This window comes from Flavobacterium poyangense (assembly GCF_011751075.1).
GTDB lineage: Bacteria > Bacteroidota > Bacteroidia > Flavobacteriales > Flavobacteriaceae > Flavobacterium > Flavobacterium poyangense.
The window spans coordinates 1,184,666-1,207,441 of record NZ_JAALLN010000001.1; the positions used below are offsets into that span (position 1 = coordinate 1,184,666).

Below are 22,776 nucleotides of genomic sequence, written 5' to 3' on the forward strand. Positions count from 1 at the left end.
GTATTTTAGACCCTCAGTATCTAAAAACTAAACAATTGCTTTCACAACTGCTTTAGGAGCCTCTTTACGGGTTCCGTCAAAACCGTCAACACCTGAAACGGTTGTATATTTTAAAACGTATTTTTTACCCGGATTGATAATTCCGTAGGCAGCCTGACACATTAAAGTCGCTTCGTGGAAACCACAAAGGATTAGTTTTAATTTCCCAGGGTAGGTATTAACGTCTCCGATAGCGAAGATTCCCGGAATATTAGTTTGGTAATCCAAAGCATTATTTACTTTAATCGCATTTTTCTCGATTTCTAATCCCCAGTCCGCGATTGGCCCTAATTTTGGAGTCAATCCGAAAAGTGGAATAAAATAATCTGTTTCAATTTTACGGTGTGCTCCGTTTTCTTCAATATCTAAAGACTCAACGTGTTCTGCTCCATTGATTCCGATTACTTCTGCCGGCGTAATTAATTTAATTTTTCCTGCACTTTTTAATTCCTGTACTTTTTCTACCGAATCTAAAGCTCCTCTAAATTCATTTCTACGGTGAATTAAAGTTACTTCTGAAGCCACATTAGCCAAGAAGATACTCCAGTCTAAAGCTGAATCTCCTCCTCCAGCAATAACCACTTTTTTATCTCTGAATTTTTCCGGATTTTTAATGAAATATTTTACTCCTTTGTCTTCATAAAACTCGATATCTTCGATTAGAGGCTTACGAGGCTCAAAACTTCCCAATCCTCCGGCGATAGCAATAACCGGCGCATGAAATTGAGTTCCTTTGTTTGAAGTCACGATAAAACTTCCGTCTTCCTGCTTTTCGATGGTTTCAGCACGCTCTCCTAAAGTAAAGCCCGGTTCAAATTGTTTGATTTGTTCCATTAATCCATCAACTAAATCTCCTGCTAATACTTCAGGGAATCCCGGAATATCATAGATTGGTTTTTTTGGATACAATTCTGAAAGTTGTCCCCCTGCTTGTGGCAGTGCATCTAAAATATGGCATTTTAATTTTAATAATCCTGCCTCGAAAACGGCAAATAAACCTGTTGGTCCTGCTCCAATAATTAGTATATCTGTTTTAATCATTACACTGTTGTTTATAATCATTCTTAATAATACAAAGAAACGAATAATTTATTCTATTTTCAATGATTTATATCATTCATTTCTTCTGTTTTTTTACTCTTTATTTTTTAATGAAGCGGTAATCTCGTTCATTTTTTTAACTTTATCTTCAAAGTTGCCTTTCAACGTTTTCCGGTATTCATTTAGGTTTTCAACCATTTTATTAATATCGTCCGGAATCACTTCTTCAAAAAATTCTCTAAGCCTTTTTGCTGTGGTAGGAGATTTTCCGTTGGTCGAAATGGCAATTTTTACATTTCCTTTGGTTACAATTCCACCCAAATAGTAATCACATAAATCGGGTGTATCGGCAATATTACAAATCAAATGACGCTTTCTGGATAAATCGTATACTCTTTTATTGACTTTTAAATCATCGGTACAAGCGATAACCATATGACGTTTTTTAAGCATCTTTTTTTTGAATCTCGATTGAGTCAATTTAAGCGAAGGATGATTTTCTGCTAAAACCTTAATCTCAAGATGAAAATGTTTTGCCACCACCTCTACCTTGGCATTCGGACTCGACTTCAATAAAAAAGAGAGCTTTTCCAGTCCAACATTTCCACCTCCCACAATAAGGACATTCAGATTGTGTACTTTTAAAAATATTGGATATAATTCGTTTTGTTCCATTTTAATTCCTTTACATCGCATGAAAGTACGATGTTTTCCCTTTATCCTGCAATTTCTTTTAACAGAAACTCTTCGTAGAACCCTTTCAGTTTATTGCTTTCGCGAACAACTTCCCCAAGAACAATAATGGCGGGTGAGCTTAAACCTTGTTCTTTTACAACATTTAAGATTGAATCTACTGTTCCTACACCTACTTTTTCTTCGGCAGTTGTTCCGTTTTGAATAATTGCAACCGGTAAATTCCCTTTATCTTCTTTCTGAAACAAACTAATAATCTGAGACAATTTGTGCATACCCATCAAAATCACTACCGTTGCAGACGATTGTGCTGCTAAAGCGACATCTGAAGACAATTTTCTGTCTGATGTTGTCCCTGTAATTGCCCAAAAGCTTTCTGAAACACCTCTTTTTGTAATTGAAATACCCTGACTTGCCGGCACCGCCACTACTGATGAGATTCCCGGAACAACAAATGTCGGGATTCCGAAACTTTCTACAAATTCAATTTCTTCACTCCCACGTCCGAAAACAAAAGGGTCTCCTCCTTTAAGACGCACTACATTACCATACGTTAAGGCATTATCTACAATCAACTGATTGATCTGATCCTGAGTGTACGCATGATTCCCCATTTTTTTTCCAACAAAAATGGTAATCGCCTCTTTTGAGGCGTGAGAAAGAATTTCCTCATTTGCCAATGCATCATACAAAACCACATTCGCTTCAGCAAGTGCTTTAACGGCTTTTAGTGTAAGCAGATCCGGATCTCCGGGACCGGCACCTACTAAAGTTACTTTGGGTTTAATTGTACTAAGCATTTTCTAATTCTTGAGCTCTATATTTTTCTATGGTATCAAAAAAAGCAATTCCTTCCTGAATGTATTGTTTTGCAAAAGCTTCTGAAGGCTCTTTCTGATTGATTTGATATACTAATTCTTTGAACGTTGTTGCCAATTCTATTTTAGAAGTTACAACAAAAACATTATCAAACAAATCAACAATTCCGGCGTGATTGTTTGTTTTTTCATTTTCGGCAAGCAATAAAGCTTTTGCGCCATTTACAAATCCTGCGTAAGCATGGTAAATAGCATCCGACCATTTTCCTTCGTCGAATGATTCCTGAGCAAATGTTAGTTTGTCTTTTGCTTCCAACAATAAAGTGGCAACCAAATCTATAACAACACCGGCACATTCTCCTACTCCAACTGCTTTTACATAATTATCTGCATTCCCCCAATCTACAAAATCGGCTTCTGTTAAATTGGTTACATCTGCTAAAGGCTTTAATATTTCGTAGAAGTATTTTTCTCCTTTTTCATCGTAATAATTCAGAAATTTTTGTCCGTTTGCATTGGCATCAAAATCATTCAGAATGGCACGCAGGGCATCCGGTCCTCTACGGCTTGGAATTTTGATTACTTTATCGGCAAAACGTCCTTCTCCGTTTCCTAATCTTCCTCCTCCTAATAAAACCTGCAAAGCCGGTGCTACCAGTTTACCGGAGTTGATAGACATTCCCTGAAAACCGATTGCAGACATGTTGTGTTGTCCACAGGCATTCATACAACCACTGATTTTTATTTCAATTTCACGGTTGTTTCTGTATTGAGGATACTCTGCATTGATCACTCTTTCTAACTCTTCTGCTATCCCGGTACTACTCGCAATCCCCAAATTACAAGTGTCAGTACCCGGACACGCAGTAATATCCGCCGTAGAATTATATCCCAAATGAACGAAGTCCAATTTGGCTAATTCCTGATAAAAGAAAGGTAAATTCTCTTCTTTTATATGGCGAAGCACAATATTTTGACGCAATGAAAAACGCAATTCATTTGCTGCATAATTTTTTATTAAATCGGCTAATAATCTTGCTTTATCCGTATAAAAATCACCTAATAAAACTTTGATTCCAATAGCATAATATCCTTTCTGTTTCTGCGCAATTACATTCGATTCCTTCCAGGTTTCGTAAGCTGCCGTATCTTCAATAGTTACTTGCGGAACTTCTAACAAAGGTTCCGGAATCGGACCATCAAAATCGGTAGTATCAATTTCATAGGTTTCAAAAGCGATTGCTTTTTTCTCTTTTTCAACTAAATCCAAAAAGACATCTTTTCCAATTTCTTTGATTAGAAACTTCATACGTGCTTTCATTCTTTTCGCACGTTCACCGTATCTGTCAAAAATACGAACGATTCCTTCCGCTGTTGGAATGATCTGATTGGCAGGAACAAACTCTGAAAGCAATTCAGCATGAGCCGGCTGTGAGCCTAATCCACCACCGAAAACAATTTTAAAACCACGTTGTCCATCTACAATTTTAGGGATAAATCCTAAATCGTGTAAATAACTCAAAGCAGTGTCTTCATCAGAAGAAGAGAACGAAATTTTGAATTTACGTCCCATTTCCTGGCAAATCGGATTTCTTAAAAGGTATTGAAATAAGGCATGTGCATAAGGCGAAACATCAAATGGTTCATTTACATCTACACCTGCCAATTCGCTTCCTGTGATATTTCTGACGGTATTACCGCAAGCTTCACGCAACGTAATATCATCTTTAGCCAAATTTGCCCAAAGTTCAGGAGTTCTGTCCAAACTTACATAGTGAATCTGAATGTCCTGACGCGTTGTAATATGCAAACGACCTGTAGAATATTCGTCTGAAACTTTAGTAATACGCACCAACTGTTCGCTCGTTACTTTACCATATGGCAATTTAATACGAATCATTTGAACGCCTTCCTGACGTTGTCCGTAAATACCTCGTGCTAAACGAAGACTACGAAAACGCTCATCATCAATTTTTCCCCCACGGAATAAGTGAATCTTTTTTTCAAGATCGATAATCTCTTTCTGAACTATCGGATTTTCTATTTCTGTTCTAAAACTTTCCATTTTCTTTTCGCTTTAGGCTCCAGGCTATACGCTGTAAGCTGACTTTTATTTTTTTGCTTTAGGCTCTAGGCAATAGGCCTTAAGCTCAAATTATCTTGTTATGCATTTTGCTTAAAGCTTAAAGCCTAAAGCATATCGCTTTTTTATCGAATAAATCCAACTCCTGCTGTTGTGTTCGTTGCGGTATCAATTAAGATAAAAGCACCGTTTGATTTATTATCGTTATAAGCATCAAAATATAAAGGTTTACTCAATTTGATACTTACTTCTCCAATTTCATTTATCGCTAACTGTGAAGCCGGAGTGGTTCCCGAATAGTCTGTTGCGATTGTATTTTTAATACTCTCCACTTTTGCCAAAACACGGTTGGTGTTATGTTGCACAATATATTTTGTTCCCGGAACCAGTTTTTTACTGTCCATCCAACAAACTGTAGTATTGATATCTTTTTCTATTTTTGGAAGCTCTGCTGATTTTACAATCATATCTCCTCTTGTCACATTGATATCGTTTTCTAATTCGATTGTGATTGAAGAACCTGCAACGGCCTCATCAAACTGTTTATCGAAAAAGTGAATTTTGGTCACTTTTGATTCTGTTAATGAAGGCAAAACAGTCACGGCATCTCCAACTTTAATTGAGTTCCCATATAATTTTCCGGCATAACCTCTAAAATCATGGTACTCTTCTGTTTTAGGACGAATCACTGTCTGAACCGGAAAACGCGCTTTCCCTGCCTCAAAAACATCCGAAGAATGCAATCCTTCTAAATGTTCTAAAACAGTTTGTCCGTCATACCAACTCATCTTCTCTGATTTGTCCACTACGTTTCCGCCATTAATTGCACTTAACGGAATGTAACTTACATTTTGTTCTTTGAATGTACTTTTAGCATTTAATTCCTGAAAATCGGCTTTGATTTTATTGAAAACTTCTTCTGAATAATCCACCAAATCCATTTTGTTAATCGCTACAATTACCTCTTTTACTCTCAATAAATTATTGATAAAAAAGTGACGGTAAGTTTGCTCGATAACGCCTTTTCTGGCATCAATCAAAATGATTGAAACTTGCGAAGTCGAAGCCCCCGTAACCATGTTTCTTGTATATTCTACGTGTCCCGGAGTATCGGCAATAATGTAACTTTTCTTCGCAGTCGAAAAATAAATATGCGCTACATCAATCGTGATTCCCTGCTCTCTTTCTGCTACCAAACCATCTGTCGCTAACGAAAAATCAAGATAATCGTATCCTTTTTGCTTGCTGCTTTTTTCGATTGCCTCAATTTTATCTGTTGTCAATGATTTTGTATCGTACAATAACCTTCCGATCAAAGTACTTTTTCCGTCATCTACACTTCCTGCTGTTGCTATTTTTAAAACGTCCATTCTGTTTTTGTTTTGTTTCAGGTTTAAAATTTTGTTTCAGGTTTCAGGTTACAAGTTCCTCTAAAGCTTTCACCAAATTTTAAATCTTTTGTTTTTTTGAATTTTACTTTTTACAATTAACTTCTCTCCATTAAAAGTATCCCTGTTGTTTTCTTTTCTCCATTGCGGCTTCAGAACGTTTGTCGTCAATTCTGGCTCCTCTTTCAGAAATAGTAGAAGATCTGATTTCTCCCACTACTTCTTCAATCGTTGCTGCATAAGATTCAACAGCAGCTGTACAACTCATATCTCCGACGGTTCTAAAACGAACAATTCTTTCTTCGATTTGTTCGTCTTCTTCCTGGTACACAAAAGGAGAATGTGACCAGATCAAACCGTCCCTCAAAAAAACTTTTCTTTTATGGGAGAAATAGATCGATGGAATCTCGATATGTTCTTTCTCGATATAACTCCAAACATCTAATTCTGTCCAATTTGAAATTGGGAAAACGCGAACGTTTTGACCATTTTCTATTTTTCCATTCAAAATATCAAATAATTCGGGACGTTGATTTTTCTCATCCCATTGACCAAAGTCATCACGTACAGAAAAAATACGCTCTTTAGCTCTTGCCTTTTCTTCATCACGACGTGCACCACCAATACAGGCATCAAACTTAAATTCTTCAATTGCATCTAAAAGAGTAGTCGTCTGCAAGCTGTTTCTACTGGAATATTTTCCGGTTTCTTCTACTACTTTTCCTTCATCAATAGCATCCTGAACATTACGAACAATTAATTCTAAACCTAATTCTTCTACCAATTTATCTCTGAAAGCAATTGTTTCAGGGAAATTGTGTCCCGTATCAACATGCAAAAGAGGAAACGGAATTTTTGCAGGAAAAAATGCTTTTTGCGCTAAACGTACCAGCGTTATAGAATCTTTTCCTCCTGAAAAAAGTAAAACCGGTTTGTCAAATTGTGATATTACTTCTCTGAAAATGTATATTGCTTCGCTCTCTAAAGCGTTTGTTTTTAATACTGAACTCATTCTGCTTTGTTTCATGTTTAAAATTTCAGGTTTCACGTTTCTCGCCAACTCTAAAATCTTTCAAACTATTATTATCTTTTCTCTATTCTCTTTTTTCTTTGTGTTACTCCTTTTTCGCACTGTGTAAACCACATTCTTTGTGACTTGATTCCCACCACCATCTTCCGGCTCTGATATCTTCTCCGGGAAAAATGGCTCTTGTACAAGGCGCACATCCAATACTTACGAAACCTTCTTTGTGTAAAGCGTTCTGTGGTACGTTAAATTCTTTCAGATGATTTTCAACTTCTTCTAAAGTCCATTTTAGTAATGGATTGAATTTTATAATTTCGAAACCTCCGTCGTACTCAAACAAATTTAAATCGTGTCTGTTTTCAGATTGTTCGGCTCTTAAACCGGTAATCCAAACTGAATTTCCTGCTAAAGCTTTTCTTAACGGAACCACTTTTCTAATAAAACAGCATTCCTTTCTATTTTCAACCGAATCATAAAAGCTGTTTGGTCCTTTGGTTTGCAATAAATTTTCTACTGCTGCTGCCTCGGGAAAATAAACTTCAATCTGTTTTTTGTATTTTTTTAATGTTCTGTGAAAAACATCATAGGTTTCCTGAAACAATCTTCCGGTATCTAAAGTAAACACCTTTATCGCTGTATCATTTTTGAAGATAAAATCAGTTATTACCTGATCTTCCTGTCCAAATGAAGTCGAAAAAATAACTTTCCCCGGATATTCTTCAGCCAAAAAAGCGAATGTTTCTTCCAGTGAAAAATCTTTTGTTTTAGCTACTAATGAAGCTATAATTTCTGTACTCATATTCTCTTTCCCTTTCTAAAACTATTTTTACAATAATTTAGACAATGTTTTTAAACTCAATAAGATGATTAGTATTCCAACTGCAATCATCATTGGTTTTCTTTTAATTTTATTCACCAAAAAAGCCGCCAATGGCGCCGCAATCACACCTCCTAAGATCAGACCTATAATAACCTGCCATCCGTGAATTCCTCCAAAAAGCATAAAGGTAATACCACTTGCAAATGAAACTGCAAATTCAGCCGCATTTACAGATCCGATGGTGTATCTTGGATTTCTGCCTCTTCCTAATAAGGTAGAAGTTACAATTGGCCCCCAGCCTCCACCACCTACGGCATCCATGAATCCGCCAAAAGTGGCTAAAAATCCTAATTTTTTGGTTTTCTTTTTAATGATATTTTTCAATAACGCTTTTCTAATAATAATCACCGCCAAAATGATCATATAAACGGCAATAAATGGTTTGATAACATCGCCATCAATTACATCTGATAACAAATATGCACCAATAGCTGAACCCAAAACACCCGGAATCAATAAATTCTTTACCAGTTTTTTATTAATATTTCCAAATCGATGGTGCGAAATGGCCGAAGCTCCTGTTGTAAACATCTCAGCCACATGTACTCCCGTGCTACTAATTACCGGAGGCACACCATAAGCCAGTAAAAAAGAAGTTGAAGTTGCTCCGTATCCCATTCCTAAAGTTCCGTCTACCAACTGAGCAAAAACACCAATGAAGAAAAAAACTAAAAACTCCTGATTAAAACCTGCTACAAATCCACTCCAGGAAAATTCCGAATAGTGATTATAACCAAGTGTTAGCAGTAAACCTACTAATAACGCAACCGGCACAAGCACCCATAATCTTTCTTTTAAAGACACTTCGGCTTTTACTGCAACTGAACTTACTTCTACTCTTTTTTCCATATTCTTTCTTAAAAATCTATTGCCCTATCGGCTTACTAGATTACTATGCAAAATTAATACTTATTTGTAAATAACAAAATATTATTTTGATTTTTTACTTTAATTAACACCTCCATCTCAAACAATTAAAGCTGAACGTATTTATTTTGATAAAATAAAGGTAAATTTAAAAACGAAAAATACTCAAACAGCTAAATAACAAAGATTTAATTGGCAGTTACAAAATAGTCTATCACATCGATAGGATTATTATGAATTACTTCTTATTTTTGGCAAAATTTTTTATTTATGGATTTCCAAATTGGTCTTGTAGTTGCAGGTTTGTTCGTTGGTTTTGTGGTAGGAATGACTGGTGTTGGCGGCGGCTCTCTAATGACTCCTATTTTACTATGGTTTGGTATTCCCCCAACAACTGCTGTAGGTACTGATTTATTATATGCCGCTTTTACCAAAATGGGAGGCATCTATGTTCACAATAAAAAGAAGAATATCAATTGGAAGATTACCGGCTGGCTTTCCTTAGGAAGTGTTCCTGCAGCTTTATTAACGTTATGGATCTTAGAAAGCATCAAAACAGATGTTACGGCTTTAAATGCTTTAATCAAATACAGTTTAGGTTGGGCATTGTTATTTACTTCTATAGCCATTTTGTTTAAAAAGCAGATTATGAAATTTTCTCAAAGACATGCAGGGGATAAATTTCACTACGAAAGCACTACTCAAAATATACTAACGGTTGCCATTGGAATTTTACTGGGCGCAACTGTAACCCTAACTTCAATTGGTGCCGGCGCATTGGGAACAGTTACCTTGTTTTTCCTGTATCCGCTTTTACCCACTCCGAAATTGGTCGGAACCGAAATTGCTCACGCTGTCCCCTTAACCCTTGTTGCCGGAATCGGACATGCCTCAATGGGAAATCTAGATCTGGGTTTGCTTGCTCAATTGTTATTAGGATCCCTTCCAGGAATTTACATGGGAAGTATGTTAAGTGGAAAAGTGCCTGATTTATTTCTTAGAAACGCCATCGCCATCATGTTGTTTATGGTGGGCTACAAATTAGTTTTTTAAACTTTTACTATTTCATTTTCCTAAAAACAATAGAAAAAAGTTCTCTATACCTAAAAAACCATTTCAATGAGTTTGCTCAACGAAATGGTTTTTCTGCTTTATGTTAAACCATATAAGTTATACAAGAAATTATGAGCTTTTCAAATTAAACTTAGATGACTTATATGGTTTAAAAAAAATTAGGCGTCCTAAAAAGCAATATCCGCAAGAGAATTACTTTCTAATATTTTTAATGTATTATCGCGAACTTCTGTCATTAAACGACGTGCAGCACAAGTAGACTCATCATCACAGTCATCGCATTTTTCATAAAAATTATGACTGGCGCACGGAAGTAATGCAATTGGCCCCTCAAGAATCCGGTATACTTTGGCCATACTAATATCTTTCGGATCTTTAATGAGGTAATAGCCGCCTCCTTTTCCTTTTTTTGCTCCCAAAAAACCGGAATTTCTTAACAGCAACAATATACTCTCTAAAAACTTAATCGAAATATGCTCGCTTTTTGCAATTTCAGCAATTTGTACAGGATCGTTATTCTCACGTCTTGCCAAAAACGTTAAAGCTTTAATTCCGTATTTAGTTTTCTTTGAAAGCACGTATTCTAATTTTAGATTGTTGTTTTTAGATTTTAGATTTCTTGCTGCTAAAATCTCCACCTATTTTCAATTGCAAAAATAGGCTATTGCCATAAGAATAACAAAAGAATAAAAATCAGACCAAATCAAGCAAAATAGCATTGCAAATTAAAAGTACATTCTTTTTTTCCAAATACAATTGATGCTTTTCATTTTCAAAAATTTGATTTGAGATTTTTAGATCTAAAAACCATTGGGAATCAGGTTTATTCAAATCCTCCTCCCCAAAATAGAGTTTGATTTTACTATTTGGAGTCTGTGTTTCAAACCGTAATCTAGTTGATGAAACGGCAATTAACTGTACTACTTTCAGCCCTTTTAAAGCCGCTTTCCAGGCAATTGTCCCACCAATACTAAATCCTAAAACACTAACTTCTTCGCTTTCTTTGTCCAGCAGCGTTTTTACCGCTTTATCAATCCCACCATTTAAGAATTGATTGTGAATATTATTCTCCTCGTTATCAGCCGTAGCTACACCTCCCAATTCCAGAACATCGTAGTACTGAATATCAAATTTAGATCGCAGCAGTTCTATGTACTGATTAACCCAGTCCGAACTTTTGCCACCAAATAAATCCGATAAGATGAGCAGTCTCGGTTTGATCATAATTTAAGTATTTAATTCAAGTTGTGAGTTATGAGTTGTGAGATGTGAGATGCTGAATACGGTAATTTTGTTTATAATAAGCAAACTATTATGAAAACACTATTACAATCAATCAAACATTTTTTTATTTCCCGAATACTCTATTGATTAAGACAATAGGTGCCGCAAACAAAACTCCTCTTTCCAGTCTTCCATTTCACATTTCACATTTCACATTTTACATTTTACATTTTACATTTTACATTTCACAACCAACAGCTTAAATTATTTACATAAAAAACAAAAAGACTATCTAAGTAGTCTTTTTGTTTTTTATGCTAAGGCATTATTTAAGAAAGTGCTTGTTCTAAATCTGCAATTACATCTTTTACGGTTTCTAAACCTACAGAAACGCGCACTAGACCTTGTGTAATACCAACCGCCAATTGATCTTCTTCAGACAACTTACTGTGTGTTGTTGATGCCGGATGCGTTACAATTGATCGGGTATCACCAATATTCGCGGAAAGTGAACAGAGTTTAATTTTGTCCAGAAACTTTCTTCCGGCCTCTATTCCTCCTTTGATTTCAAAGGCAATGATATTACCTCCTAAAAGCATTTGTTTTTTGGCAATCTCATATTGTGGATGTGATTTCAAAAACGGATATTTCACACTATTCACATTCGGATGTGCTTCTAAAAACTCTGCTACTTTTAAGGCATTTTCACAATGTTTTTCTACACGAATAGCAAGAGTTTCTAAACTTTTTGACAAAACCCACGCATTAAACGGCGATAATGCAGGCCCGGTATTTCTTGAGAACAAATAAATCTGTCTGATTAAATCTTCGCTTCCAACGGTTACTCCTCCTAAAACACGCCCCTGACCGTCTATTAATTTTGTTGCTGAATGTACCACCAAATGCGCTCCAAACTTAATGGGTTGCTGAATGTACGGTGTTGCAAAACAGTTGTCGATAATTAAAATCAGATTGTGTTTTTTGGCAATATCTCCCAACAATTGCAGATCAATTACATCTACACCGGGATTCGTAGGGGACTCTGCGTATAATATTTTAGTATTGGGTTTAATAAAACTTTCAATTGTTTCCGGTTTATTAATCTCAAAATAAGATGTTTCGATATTCCATTTCGGAAAATAAGTCATAAACAACGCATGCGTTGAACCAAAAACACTACTTGCCGACACGATATGATCTCCTGCATTTAACAAGGCTGCAAAAGTAGAATAAACAGCTGCCATTCCCGTTGCAAAAGCATAACCTGCTTCAGCCCCTTCCATCTTGCAGATTTTATCTACAAATTCAGTTGTATTCGGATTACTGAAACGACTGTAAATATTTCTTTCTTTTTCTTCTGTAAAAGACGCACGCATGTCTTCAGCATCTTCAAATACAAAACTTGACGATAAGTATAATGGCACCGAATGCTCTAAATACTGCGATCTTTCTAATTGTGTTCTAATGGCTTGTGTTTCAAAACCAAAATCTTCTATATTCATTGTGTTGTTTTTTTGTTTTAACACGAATTGCACTGATGGGCACAAATTCGATTTTTATAAAATTTCACAGAGACCCGCAAAGTCTCACAAAAGATTTACCATGAATTTCCAATAAGTCCTAAAAGAATTATCCAATTCCCTAATTGACTAATTATCTAATTAATTTAATTCTTCGTTGTTCAGGACAACTTTGTATTTTATAGTTGCAGTTGGTTCAACCGTTTTGGATACTGAACAATATTTCTCAAAAGAAAGTTGTGCCGCACGATAAGCCTTTTCCGGATTGATATCTCCTTCTAAATAAAAAACCACATTGATTTCTTTAAAAGGTTTTGCTTCGTCTATCTGAACACGAAGTCCTTCGACCTCAGCATTAAAAGAAGTGATTTCCTGACGTTGCTTTTTTAAAATCGAAATCATATCGATAGCACTGCATCCTGCAACACCCATTAAAACCAGTTCCATCGGGCTTGCACCTAAATCACTGCCTCCAAATTCTGCTCTGCTGTCCACATCGACTACATGACCACGCTCATTTTTTATTTTAAAATGAAATGCGTCATTTACTCTGTTTAAGGTTACTTTCATTTTTTTTTATTTTTAATCTTTAATTATTTTGCTTTCGAAAAAGCCATTTTAATTGCCATTGACGTTAAAACTCCCGCCATAAACCATTTCTGAACCTTTAACCACATTGGCTTTTTAGCAAAAAAAGTAGCTATTTTGGCCGCCGTGAGCACGATTATGAAATTAACGGTGAAACTCACCAAAACCTGCGTTACACCAAGTTGCAAGCTCTGTGTCATAATTGACCCGTATTCCGGTTTTATAAACTGTGGAAAAAACGATAAATAAAACACCGCAATCTTAGGATTTAATACACTTGTTAAAAATCCGATGCTGAATAACTTTTTTGGTTTATCTACCGAAAGATTTTCATTCGGCTGAAAAAGATTCTTCCCATTGGGTCTCACGGCCTGAAAAGCCAAATACAACAAATAGAAGACTCCTGAAATTTTAAGAATATTGTAAGCCATCGGAACGGCAAAAAGTATTGCTGTAATTCCAAAAGAAACCATGATAATATGAAAGAAAAAACCAAAGACAATTCCCGCCAACGATACGATCCCCGCTTTTTTACCCTGAGTAATAGAACGCGAAATCAAATACATCATATTGGGTCCCGGCGTAATAACAAGCAGTAAAGCAGCCAGAATGAAAATAACAAGTTCGTTTAATGGTATCATTTTTTTCTTTTTTTCCCTTTTGTTTCCTGCGGTTTAACTGCTGCTTTTTTATTGCAATTATTAGCTTCGTAAAGTTCGATTATACGGTTGGTTAAAGTATTTTTTTTGAAATTCTCTTTATTAACAGCCTCCAAAAAAGAAGGACACTCTTTAAACTGAATAGCCGAAATATTCCTCACGGCTTTGTCCATCCCTACATTCACCGACATCATGGCAGACAACATATAAACATAAAATACACCATCTTCTTTCTCTTTACCCATATAGAGCATCGTACCGCCACCGGAACCCGTTGTCGTTCCTGTACCCGGATTGTACCTGAGGGTTGAATGAAGTGCATCTACAGTAAGCTTAATTCCGTTTGAATAAACCACATACAGCCAATACTTATCAGAACTTTTTTTTACTCCTTTTTCTCCTTTGTCCTGAAGAATAAACAATCTTTCTGCTTCATATTTGTTTCCCTCTTTGTCAATGTACTCCACCTTTCTGAGTTCTTCACTCAAGATTTTCTCTGTGTCTCCTTTTTCAGCAAGTCTGAATTTAACTTTAGAACTATTCATCTCAACAAGTTCTGCGAAGCCTTTTTTAACCGTTCCGTTTTCGAAAGTCAGAACAGCTTCATAATATTTTGCCTGCATCGTAAACGATATCAGGCAAAATAGGAAATAGATTTTTTTCATTTATTTAGGTTAATTTATTGGGGCATATAGAATTTGTAATTTTCAAATTCTTTGTGTTTTTTTCGAGTTTAAATTTTGATACAATTACTCTTCCCTCGAAATAACAAGTTAACGAAAAAATCTAAAATTTCTTACTCTTTATCTGACAATCTCAAAATATCACCAAAAACACCTCTAGCCGTAACTGCAGAACCGGCACCGGCTCCTTGTATTACGATTGGTCGGTCTCCGTATGATTCTGTATAAATTTCGAAGAAAGAATCTGAACCTTTCAATCCGCCTAGTGCAGTGTCTGAAGGAACAGAAACTAATTTCACTTCCAGAATTCCTTTGTCATTTTGTAGATCTCCGGACAATTCTCCAATATATCTCAACACGTGATTTGGTTGCTGATCGGCTTTGATCTTCTCATAAATCGGATCGAATTCTTTTAATTTCGTTAAGAAATCAGAAACATTTCCTTCGCGTAAATGCTCCGGTATTAAGTTTTGAATTGAAATTTCTTCAAACTCATTTTGCAAATCCAATTCTCTGGCCAAGATCAATAATTTTCTTCCCACATCATTTCCACACAAATCCTCACGCGGATCCGGTTCTGTGTAACCATTATCAATTGCTTCCTGTAAGATCTCACTAAACGGAGCCTCTTTTGCAGAAAAATTATTAAACAAATAACTCAAAGTCCCTGAGAATACTCCTTTTATTTTAGTGATGTTTTCACCAGAAAGATGCAATAATTTTATGGTATCGATTAACGGTAATCCCGCACCGACGTTGGTTTCATATAAATAATTCTTCTGATTCTCCGCCAATGATTTTCTCAATTCTTTATAAAAACCATAACTCAACGTATTGGCTACTTTATTAGACGAAATCAAATCAAAACTACTCTCAACCAAAGAAATGTAGTTTTCAACAAAAGTTGCACTCGCTGTATTATCAATAGCAATTAAATTCTCTAAATGGTGCTCATTTGCATAAGCAATGATATCCTCGATCGTATAAGCAATTCCTTTATTCTGAATGTCATTTTTCCAATCTGCTGTTACTCCATTTTTATTTAAAAGCAGTTTTTTAGAATTGGCAATTGCAAAAACATTCAATTTGATGTCTTTACGTTTTTCAATAGCGGCAGTAGATTCTAAGATCTGATTGATCAGAGTCCCTCCTACCAATCCATGACCGAAAATGGCAATATTGATTTTTTTGGAAACACCGAAAATCTCTCCGTGAATTACATTTAATGCTTTATGCAATTCTGATTTTTTAACCACCAAACTCACGTTTTTACCCGTAACGGTGTTGTTAAACAAAATCGGAACAATTTTATTTTTGATTAAAGCCGTGTAAGGTTTGTGAAACGTACTCAAATCCTGACCAATAATCGAAATAACCGAAACGTTGTCTGTAACTGTAATTTGGTTGACGTCTTTAGAATAAAAATCATTCTCAAACTCTTTTTCCAGTTCGATCATGGCAGTTGTAGCTTTATCTGTTGCCACCACCAGTCCGATTCCTCTTTCAGAAGACCCCTGAGAAATAATACTCACACTGATGTTATGATCTCCCATTACTTTAAAAATACGGGCATCAACTCCGGCTTTCCCAAGTAGTCCGCGACCTTCCAGATTTACCAGTGATAAGTTTTCTAAAACAGAAAGTGTTTTAATTCCTTCTTTTGCAGAATCCGAAGTGATTAAGGTTCCGCGATTTTCATGATTAAATGTATTTAAGATACGAAGCGGAATGCTTTTTTCCAACAAAGGAATTATCGTTTTGGCATGCAAAATAGTTGCTCCAAAATTAGCCAGTTCGTTGGCTTCGTTAAACGATAAATATTCAATTTTTTTGGCATCCGCAACCAAATCCGGATTTGCCGTATAAATTCCGTCAACATGCGTAAAGTTCTGAAGCTCTTCTGCATTTAAATAGTTAGCCAGCAACGAAGCGGTATAATTACTTCCGTTTCTTCCTAAAGTTGTAGTGTCGTTATTATTATTTGAACCGATAAAGCCGGTTACAATATTTACCGTTGATCCGTTGTGCTCTTTAAAATAGTTGACTACATTTTTCTTCGAAAGCTGCTCCAAAGGCTGCGCATCACCAAATTTCGAATCTGTTTTCAACAAATCTCTGGTGTCAACAAAATTAGCAGGAACTCCTTTTTCTACCAAAATTGCCGTCAACAATTTAGCCGAAAGCAACTCACCCTTAGACAAAATCTGATCTTTAATTTTGTTGCTGTAATCTCCTATCAGGCTCACTCCTTCAAAAAGCTTATCGAGAATCTCAAATTCTTCAGACAGATTAACTTGCGGGTAATCTGAAACCTGATACGCTTTAAAACTCTCTAATAACGGTTTGTAATTGCCATTTTTAGAAGCAATACTTAAAATATCTTCTAACTCATCAGTAGCATTTCCGCGTGCAGAAACGACAACGGCAATTTTTTCGCCCTGATTGATTTTATCTGTAATAATTGAAACAACTTTATTAAGTCCTTCTCCGTTTGATAACGATTTACCGCCAAATTTTAATATTTTCATTTTATCTTTTTATTGTTTCTGCCTTAAAAATATCGGCAAGTAAATGATCTAGTTGTTTGTACTCGATTAAAAAAGCGTCATGTCCGTGTACCGAATCTATTTCGCTGTAAAAAACATTGTCTTTAAATTTTATTAATTCCTGATAGGTTTCTCTATTTTCTTTTGCCGTAAAAAACAAGTCTGAATTGATTCCGACAATATGAATTGCCGCATTGGTTTTAGCCAGTAAGGTTTCAAAATCAGCCGTATTTCTCGTGATGTCTATCGTTTTAAGCAGTTGATTCATCAATTTATACGAAGACAATTGGAATCTCTTTTGTAATTTTTCTCCGTGATGTGCCAGCCAGCTTTCGATATTAAAAATGGAAAGATCTGAATTGATCGTGCGTTGAAATTTTTCTTTGAATGATTCGGGAGAGCGATAGCACAACATGGCATGAATTCTGGCATCTTCGATTGGTTTTGAAGAATTATTCAGAATTTGCTCCTGCAAATAACAGTTTGCAATCATCCAGTCGGTCGATTTCCAATCGGTAGCAATCGGTATTAAATTTTGGGTGATAGCGGGCTCTAAAGCCAGTATTTCCCAGGCAATTCCACCTCCGACAGAACCTCCTATTATGGTATGAACCTGCTCTATCTTTAAAAAATGAAGTCCTTTTATAAAAATCCTCGCTATATCACGGGTAGTAAAATCCTGGTACTTTTCAATTAGAAAGGAATCATTCCCATTGCCAGGAACATTAAACGCCAGTACCGTATAATTATCGGTGTCAATCGTTTTTCCTTTTCCGATCAGATTATTCCACCAACCGTTTTCACCGGTAACCTCAGCATTTCCTGTTAAAGCATGATTAACCAAAACAATAGGTGCACTATGCAGTGGTAAACCCGAAATCGTAAAACTTAAGGGCAACGAATGATAAACTGCACCACTTTCGGTAGTGAAATTTTGTATGAGAATAGGGTTTAGTAAATTTTCCAATTTCAAATCTGTTGTATTATTGATTTGTATGAGGAAATATTAAAAAGAAAGTCTAGGCGAAACCAGAAAATTCTTGTTGTTATCTTTCCACGTTTGGGCGTGGTAGAATGCAGCACCTTCTTCGAATTAACGAAGGGTTGCTAAGGATTCATCGGGTCTAATCCCTCCTCCTTTCTTTATAACATTTCAATACGTTTTTGAACTTAACGGTGCAAATTAACTACTATTTTCTTAAACAAGCAAATTTATCTGAACTGAATCTTCTATTTTATGAAAATAGTTTAATCTAAAACTATTATACGCAAAAAATTACCGAACATTACGCCCAGTAAAATTAAGCCGGTTTTACCCTATTTGATAATACTTTTCGATGTTAGATGAAAAGCGTTTCATTTTCTTTAGAATACATCAAAAACAACAATGAATTTGGCGCTTTTTTTTCTGCATTTTTATCCGCTTCGGTAATTCCAAAACTTGGGTGGATCAATTCATTTGTTGGTGACGCATTGTTTCTTTTTGTCCTGCCATTTTTCAATCTGGAAAATGCTCTTGCTAAGTAGTTTGTTGCACTCATGATATTTAAGTTTTAGTTCAGTTGTGTATTATTATGTTTATTACTCTTTTATTATTTTGTTAAAGCAACCCGATGGAATAAAAAAACCCTTTTGGTTTCAGATGCCAAAAGGGTTATAAGTTTTACAAAACTTGTATTTACTTTTGGAATCAACAGACGTATGCGCAAATAGTTGCGACATTAAACATCTTATTCATCTTAAAGGATTGATTCATCTGTGATTTATTCGTTATTTTAAAAAAATTCTGCATTTCTTATTAAATTAAAAAAGCCTCTCAAAATTTCTGGGAGGCTTTGCTATATTTTTATTGTTTTACAATATTAAGCAATAGACATCCCCACGGTTTTAACCGAAATGGCACAAAACATTTTGTAGACATTTAAATTCATCTGATTAATAGCTTTTTGGGTTTTACAAATATGCGAATATTATTTTTATTACGCAAATAAAAATGAGGTATTTAAGTACAAAAAAAGTTAAAAAAACATCGTTTAAACGTTAAAAAATAACGATCAAAAGCAAAATTTCTTAAAATACCCCTAAAAGGTCACAAAAAAACAACTTTACACACTCAATATCAGCTCCGCAAATCAGTTTATCAAAGAACATTTTCAAAGCTTCCGTTCTTAAATTACAACCAAACTGCTTCTTTATTTTTGATTTTTTCAGCTACTTTTAAGATATCTGTTATGATTCCACGCGAAATGGCCTGTTTACATGCCGAAGCACTTTTTATTACAATCGGAACAGCCGCATACGATTGCGTGTAGATCTCAAAAATCGTATCAGAACCTTTCAATTGTCCGATAGCCGAAGTAACGGGTTCGGAAACCAATTTCACTTCCAGTGTATTTTTTTCAACATCAAATTCTCCTATATATCTAAGCACATGATCCTCGGACTGTGCTATTTTAGCAATCTTAAAATGTCGATCAACAGCTTCCTTACTAAGTGTACCGTTTTTCTCCAAATGCGCCTCCTCGATCAGCGGACTGATTTTTATATCCGAAAACTCAAAGTCCTTCCCAATCTCCCGCGTTAAAATCAATAGCTTTTGTGCGGTATCATTTCCCGACAAGTCTTCTTTAAAAGTAGAACGCATTAACCCTAAAAGGCTGGCATCTTTTAAAATAGCAGAAAATGAAGCCTCCTCTGAAGAAAACTGATTAAATACATAACTCAGATTGTCTGAGAAAACACCACGGATTTTAGTAATTTTTTCTCCCGAATAATACAAATCCCTCAAAGTCTGTAAAACCGGAACTCCGGTATCAACCGAGGTTTCGTACAAAAACTCTTTATCGTACTTTTTGAGATTCTCTCTTATTTCTTTGTAAAGTTTAATAGGCAACGTATTGGCTTTTTTATTCACCGCTACAATATTAAATCCGTTCTGGATTAAGGTATTATAATGTCCTACCAACTCCTCACTCGCCGTTGCATCAACGGCAATTAGATTTTCAAATTCATTTTCTTTTGCAAATTCAATAATATCTTCCACTCTAAAAGGCACTGCCAATTCTACAAAATTGGTTTCCCAAGCATACCCGACTCCTTCTTTCTCAAAAAAAGCAACGGTAGAATTGGTGATAATCGGAAAATGAAAGTCAACATTTTTGTTTTGCAGAAAAAACTCCTGACTTTCGATAATCTGATTGATAAGGGTGCTTCCGATATTACCGATCCCGAAAAGGACAATGTTTATTCTAAGCTTTGACATAATTTTTAATTTTAAAATGACCTAAAAACATAATTGCTTTTAATTAATTTAACCATATAAGTCATTTAAGTTCATTTCACTACTCGACCTTAGCTTACCTGAACTTATACTACTTATATGGTTTAAAATTCTATAACCTGTTGCGCGCATTTTTTTTTTAACACATAGAGACATAGTTTTGAAAACGTAAAAAGGCGTTTCACTTATTTAAATCATCATAGTTTGACTATGTGATAGAAACGTGTTTCTTTTTTTAAACTCTTTTTTTATAAATAAAAATCTATGTTTCTATGTGTTAAGTATATTTTTTTGAATCGCACCTGACAGGTTTTCTTTTAATCAATTTAACCATATAAGTCATTTAAGTTCATTTCACTACTCGACCTTAGCTTACCTGAACTTATACTACTTATATGGTTTAAAATTCTATAACCTGTTGCGCGCATTTTTTTTAACACATAGAGACATAGTTTTGAAAACGTAAAAAGGCGTTTCACTTATTTAAATCATCATAGTTTGACTATGTGATAGAAACGTGTTTCTTTTTTTAAACTCTTTTTTTATAAATAAAAATCTATGTTTCTATGTGTTAAGTATATTTTTTTGAATCGCACCTGACAGGTTTTCTTTTAATCAATTCAACCATATAAGTCATTTAAGTTCATTTTAGTACTCGATCTTAGCTTACCTGAGCTTATACACTTATATGGTTTAAACTTTATATTATATTTTGTTTCTATTAAAAATCACCTTTAGCAAAATCATATTGCTAAAGGCAATTTTTCAAACAAAAAACAAAAAAACCTCAACTTTTATTAATTGCTGTACTCCGCTTTCGCAACTGTTGCAAAAACGGTTTGCAAATCAGCAATTAAATCTTCAATATCCTCGATTCCGACAGAGAGACGAATCAAATCTTTAGAAACCCCTGTTTCTATTTGCTCCTCCTCTGTCAATTGTTGGTGCGTTGTGCTTGCCGGATGAATGATTAGTGATTTTGTATCACCGACATTGGCCAGAAGAGAAAACAATTTTGTTTCGTCCACTACTTTTTTAGCCGCTTCGAAACCGCCTTTTAATCCAAAAGTGATGATTCCGCTTTGTCCCTCAGGCAGGTATTCTTTAGCTAAATCAAAATATTTATTTGATTCTAAGCCCGGATAATTGACCCAGGCCACCTGTTCTTGTTTCTTCAGCCATTTAGCCAAAGCCAACGCATTTTCGCTGTGTTTTTTAATTCGGATTGGCAATGTCTCTAGTCCCTGAATGATCTGAAAAGCATTAAATGGACTCAGAGCAGAACCAAAATCCCGTAAACCTTCAATTCTCACTTTGGTGATAAAGGCCGCATTTCCTAAAACTTCATGATAAACCAAACCATGATATCCCGGAGAAGGTTCTGTAAATTCAGGGAATTTTCCGTTTGACCAGTCAAAAGTTCCGGCATCAACAATGGCGCCTCCTAACGAAGTCCCGTTTCCTGCAATATATTTGGTCAAAGAGTGAATCACAATATTTGCTCCATACTCAAATGGTTTCAGCAAATAAGAAGTTGCTATTGTATTGTCTACAATAAAAGGCACTTTGAAATTTTTGGCCTGATCTGAAATAGCCTTCAGATCTAATACATCTAATTTTGGGTTTCCTAAAGATTCCACAAAAAAGGCCCTGGTGTTTTCTTTTGCGGCTTTAGAGAAATTTTCCGGTTTTGACGGATCAACAAACGTAGTTGTGATTCCCAATCTCGGTAAAGTCACTTTTAATAAGTTATAGGTCCCTCCGTACAGGCTATTGGATGCCACAATATGATCTCCGGCTTTTAGCAAAGTCAGGAAAGTTGTGGCAATTGCAGCGGTTCCGGATGCCGTAACTACCGCTCCAATTCCACCGTCAAGCGCCGCTAGCCGTTGCTCTAAAATATCATTTGTCGGATTGTTTAATCGAGTGTAAATAAATCCTGCTTCTGCAAGGCCAAATAAATTGGCGGCATGATCAGAATCGTTAAAAACATAGGATGTTGTCTGGTAAATAGGCACTGCTCTTGTTCCTGCATTTTTAGTAACATCGTGTCCTGCGTGTAGCGCGTTTGTGGCAAATTTTTGTGTGCTCATAATTTCTTAGTTTTTAGTATTGTTAATAGTATTTAGGTTTGTTATTGATTTATCTTTTAAGCAAAAAGGTCCTCTTCTTCTAAGGCATACATTTGAAACAGCAATGATTTATGTCCTTCTAAACTCAACTCTTCTTTTAATTGAATTACTTCCTTTATAGCAACTTCGATAACGTTGCTGTTTTCTCTAAAATCTGTTTCTATTGCTTTCAAACTTTTATCTGATGTTTTCATATTTATAATTTTTTAAAATGGTGAAATAAAAAAGCCCTTT

At 35.3% G+C, this 22,776-nt stretch carries 21 protein-coding genes and 1 riboswitch; of the genes, 1 reads left to right on the forward strand and 20 read right to left on the reverse strand.

What is annotated here, in order from left to right; translation table 11 throughout:
• Positions 1-27: 27 nt before the first annotated feature.
• The 8 genes from G3A47_RS04845 to G3A47_RS04880 all read right to left on the reverse strand — a co-directional run bounded on the left by G3A47_RS04845 (position 28) and on the right by G3A47_RS04880 (position 8,818).
• Complete coding sequence (locus tag G3A47_RS04845) at positions 28-1,080, reverse strand: NAD(P)/FAD-dependent oxidoreductase (RefSeq protein WP_166920929.1); 1,053 nt, start codon at positions 1,078-1,080, stop codon at positions 28-30.
• A 93-nt stretch (positions 1,081-1,173) separates the two neighbouring features.
• Complete coding sequence (locus G3A47_RS04850; RefSeq protein ID WP_166920931.1) at positions 1,174-1,755, reverse strand: precorrin-2 dehydrogenase/sirohydrochlorin ferrochelatase family protein; 582 nt, start codon at positions 1,753-1,755, stop codon at positions 1,174-1,176.
• 41 nt (positions 1,756-1,796) lie between these two features.
• Positions 1,797-2,573: a uroporphyrinogen-III C-methyltransferase gene (cobA, locus tag G3A47_RS04855; protein WP_166920933.1), complete on the reverse strand. Its 777-nt coding sequence runs from the start codon at positions 2,571-2,573 to the stop codon at positions 1,797-1,799.
• Positions 2,566-4,656 (reverse strand): HEPN domain-containing protein, encoded by a 2,091-nt coding sequence (locus G3A47_RS04860; protein WP_166920934.1) that lies wholly within the window; start codon positions 4,654-4,656, stop codon positions 2,566-2,568. Before G3A47_RS04860 ends, cobA begins: the two co-directional genes overlap by 8 nt.
• A 143-nt stretch (positions 4,657-4,799) precedes the next feature.
• Positions 4,800-6,044 carry a sulfate adenylyltransferase subunit 1 gene (locus G3A47_RS04865; protein WP_166920936.1) on the reverse strand — a complete coding sequence of 415 codons (1,245 nt, stop codon included), beginning with the start codon at positions 6,042-6,044 and terminating at the stop codon, positions 4,800-4,802.
• A 130-nt stretch (positions 6,045-6,174) separates the two neighbouring features.
• The gene (cysD, locus tag G3A47_RS04870) at positions 6,175-7,074 is read right to left on the reverse strand and encodes a sulfate adenylyltransferase subunit CysD (protein ID WP_017497285.1); all 900 of its coding nucleotides are present in this window, start codon (positions 7,072-7,074) and stop codon (positions 6,175-6,177) included.
• A gap of 103 nt (positions 7,075-7,177) precedes the next feature.
• Entirely contained in the window at positions 7,178-7,888 is a 711-nt protein-coding gene (locus G3A47_RS04875) for a phosphoadenylyl-sulfate reductase (protein ID WP_166920938.1), read from the reverse strand.
• Between the two features lie 27 nt (positions 7,889-7,915).
• Positions 7,916-8,818 carry a sulfite exporter TauE/SafE family protein gene (locus G3A47_RS04880; RefSeq protein ID WP_166920940.1) on the reverse strand — a complete coding sequence of 301 codons (903 nt, stop codon included), beginning with the start codon at positions 8,816-8,818 and terminating at the stop codon, positions 7,916-7,918.
• A 288-nt stretch (positions 8,819-9,106) separates the two neighbouring features.
• On the opposite strand from G3A47_RS04880, the gene G3A47_RS04885 reads away from it, so the two are divergent.
• A complete protein-coding gene (locus tag G3A47_RS04885) occupies positions 9,107-9,889 on the forward strand; it encodes a sulfite exporter TauE/SafE family protein (protein ID WP_166920942.1) in 783 nt (260 codons plus the stop codon).
• Positions 9,890-10,077: 188 nt separating this feature from the next.
• Here G3A47_RS04885 and G3A47_RS04890 read toward each other — a convergent pair whose 3' ends face one another.
• From G3A47_RS04890 to G3A47_RS04945, 12 genes are all read right to left on the reverse strand, one after another.
• A complete protein-coding gene (locus G3A47_RS04890) occupies positions 10,078-10,488 on the reverse strand; it encodes an RrF2 family transcriptional regulator (protein ID WP_047772871.1) in 411 nt (136 codons plus the stop codon).
• A 115-nt stretch (positions 10,489-10,603) separates the two neighbouring features.
• Positions 10,604-11,134, reverse strand: a complete 531-nt coding sequence (locus tag G3A47_RS04895) for an alpha/beta hydrolase (protein ID WP_166920944.1) — start codon at positions 11,132-11,134, stop codon at positions 10,604-10,606.
• Between the two features lie 329 nt (positions 11,135-11,463).
• Positions 11,464-12,636: a trans-sulfuration enzyme family protein gene (locus tag G3A47_RS04900; protein ID WP_166920946.1), complete on the reverse strand. Its 1,173-nt coding sequence runs from the start codon at positions 12,634-12,636 to the stop codon at positions 11,464-11,466.
• 159 nt (positions 12,637-12,795) lie between these two features.
• Positions 12,796-13,224 carry an OsmC family protein gene (locus G3A47_RS04905; RefSeq protein WP_166920948.1) on the reverse strand — a complete coding sequence of 143 codons (429 nt, stop codon included), beginning with the start codon at positions 13,222-13,224 and terminating at the stop codon, positions 12,796-12,798.
• 23 nt (positions 13,225-13,247) lie between these two features.
• The gene (locus tag G3A47_RS04910) at positions 13,248-13,883 is read right to left on the reverse strand and encodes a LysE family translocator (protein ID WP_166920950.1); all 636 of its coding nucleotides are present in this window, start codon (positions 13,881-13,883) and stop codon (positions 13,248-13,250) included.
• Complete coding sequence (locus G3A47_RS04915; RefSeq protein ID WP_166920952.1) at positions 13,880-14,566, reverse strand: hypothetical protein; 687 nt, start codon at positions 14,564-14,566, stop codon at positions 13,880-13,882. The genes G3A47_RS04910 and G3A47_RS04915 overlap by 4 nt, the downstream gene beginning before the upstream one ends.
• Before the next feature lie 131 nt (positions 14,567-14,697).
• A complete protein-coding gene (gene thrA / locus G3A47_RS04920) occupies positions 14,698-17,112 on the reverse strand; it encodes a bifunctional aspartate kinase/homoserine dehydrogenase I (RefSeq protein WP_166920954.1) in 2,415 nt (804 codons plus the stop codon).
• A 1-nt stretch (position 17,113) separates the two neighbouring features.
• Positions 17,114-18,097 (reverse strand): alpha/beta fold hydrolase, encoded by a 984-nt coding sequence (locus G3A47_RS04925; RefSeq protein WP_243860378.1) that lies wholly within the window; start codon positions 18,095-18,097, stop codon positions 17,114-17,116.
• Positions 18,098-18,173: 76 nt separating this feature from the next.
• A riboswitch (SAM riboswitch) is annotated at positions 18,174-18,282 on the reverse strand.
• Positions 18,283-18,470: 188 nt separating this feature from the next.
• Entirely contained in the window at positions 18,471-18,671 is a 201-nt protein-coding gene (locus G3A47_RS04930; RefSeq protein ID WP_166920958.1) for a hypothetical protein, read from the reverse strand.
• 632 nt (positions 18,672-19,303) lie between these two features.
• On the reverse strand, positions 19,304-20,392 hold the full coding sequence (locus tag G3A47_RS04935) for a homoserine dehydrogenase family protein (RefSeq protein WP_166920960.1): 1,089 nt from the start codon (positions 20,390-20,392) through the stop codon (positions 19,304-19,306).
• A gap of 815 nt (positions 20,393-21,207) precedes the next feature.
• A complete protein-coding gene (locus G3A47_RS04940) occupies positions 21,208-22,503 on the reverse strand; it encodes an O-acetylhomoserine aminocarboxypropyltransferase/cysteine synthase family protein (protein ID WP_166920962.1) in 1,296 nt (431 codons plus the stop codon).
• Between the two features lie 56 nt (positions 22,504-22,559).
• The gene (locus G3A47_RS04945; protein WP_166920964.1) at positions 22,560-22,736 is read right to left on the reverse strand and encodes a hypothetical protein; all 177 of its coding nucleotides are present in this window, start codon (positions 22,734-22,736) and stop codon (positions 22,560-22,562) included.
• Between the last annotated feature and the right edge of the window lie 40 nt (positions 22,737-22,776).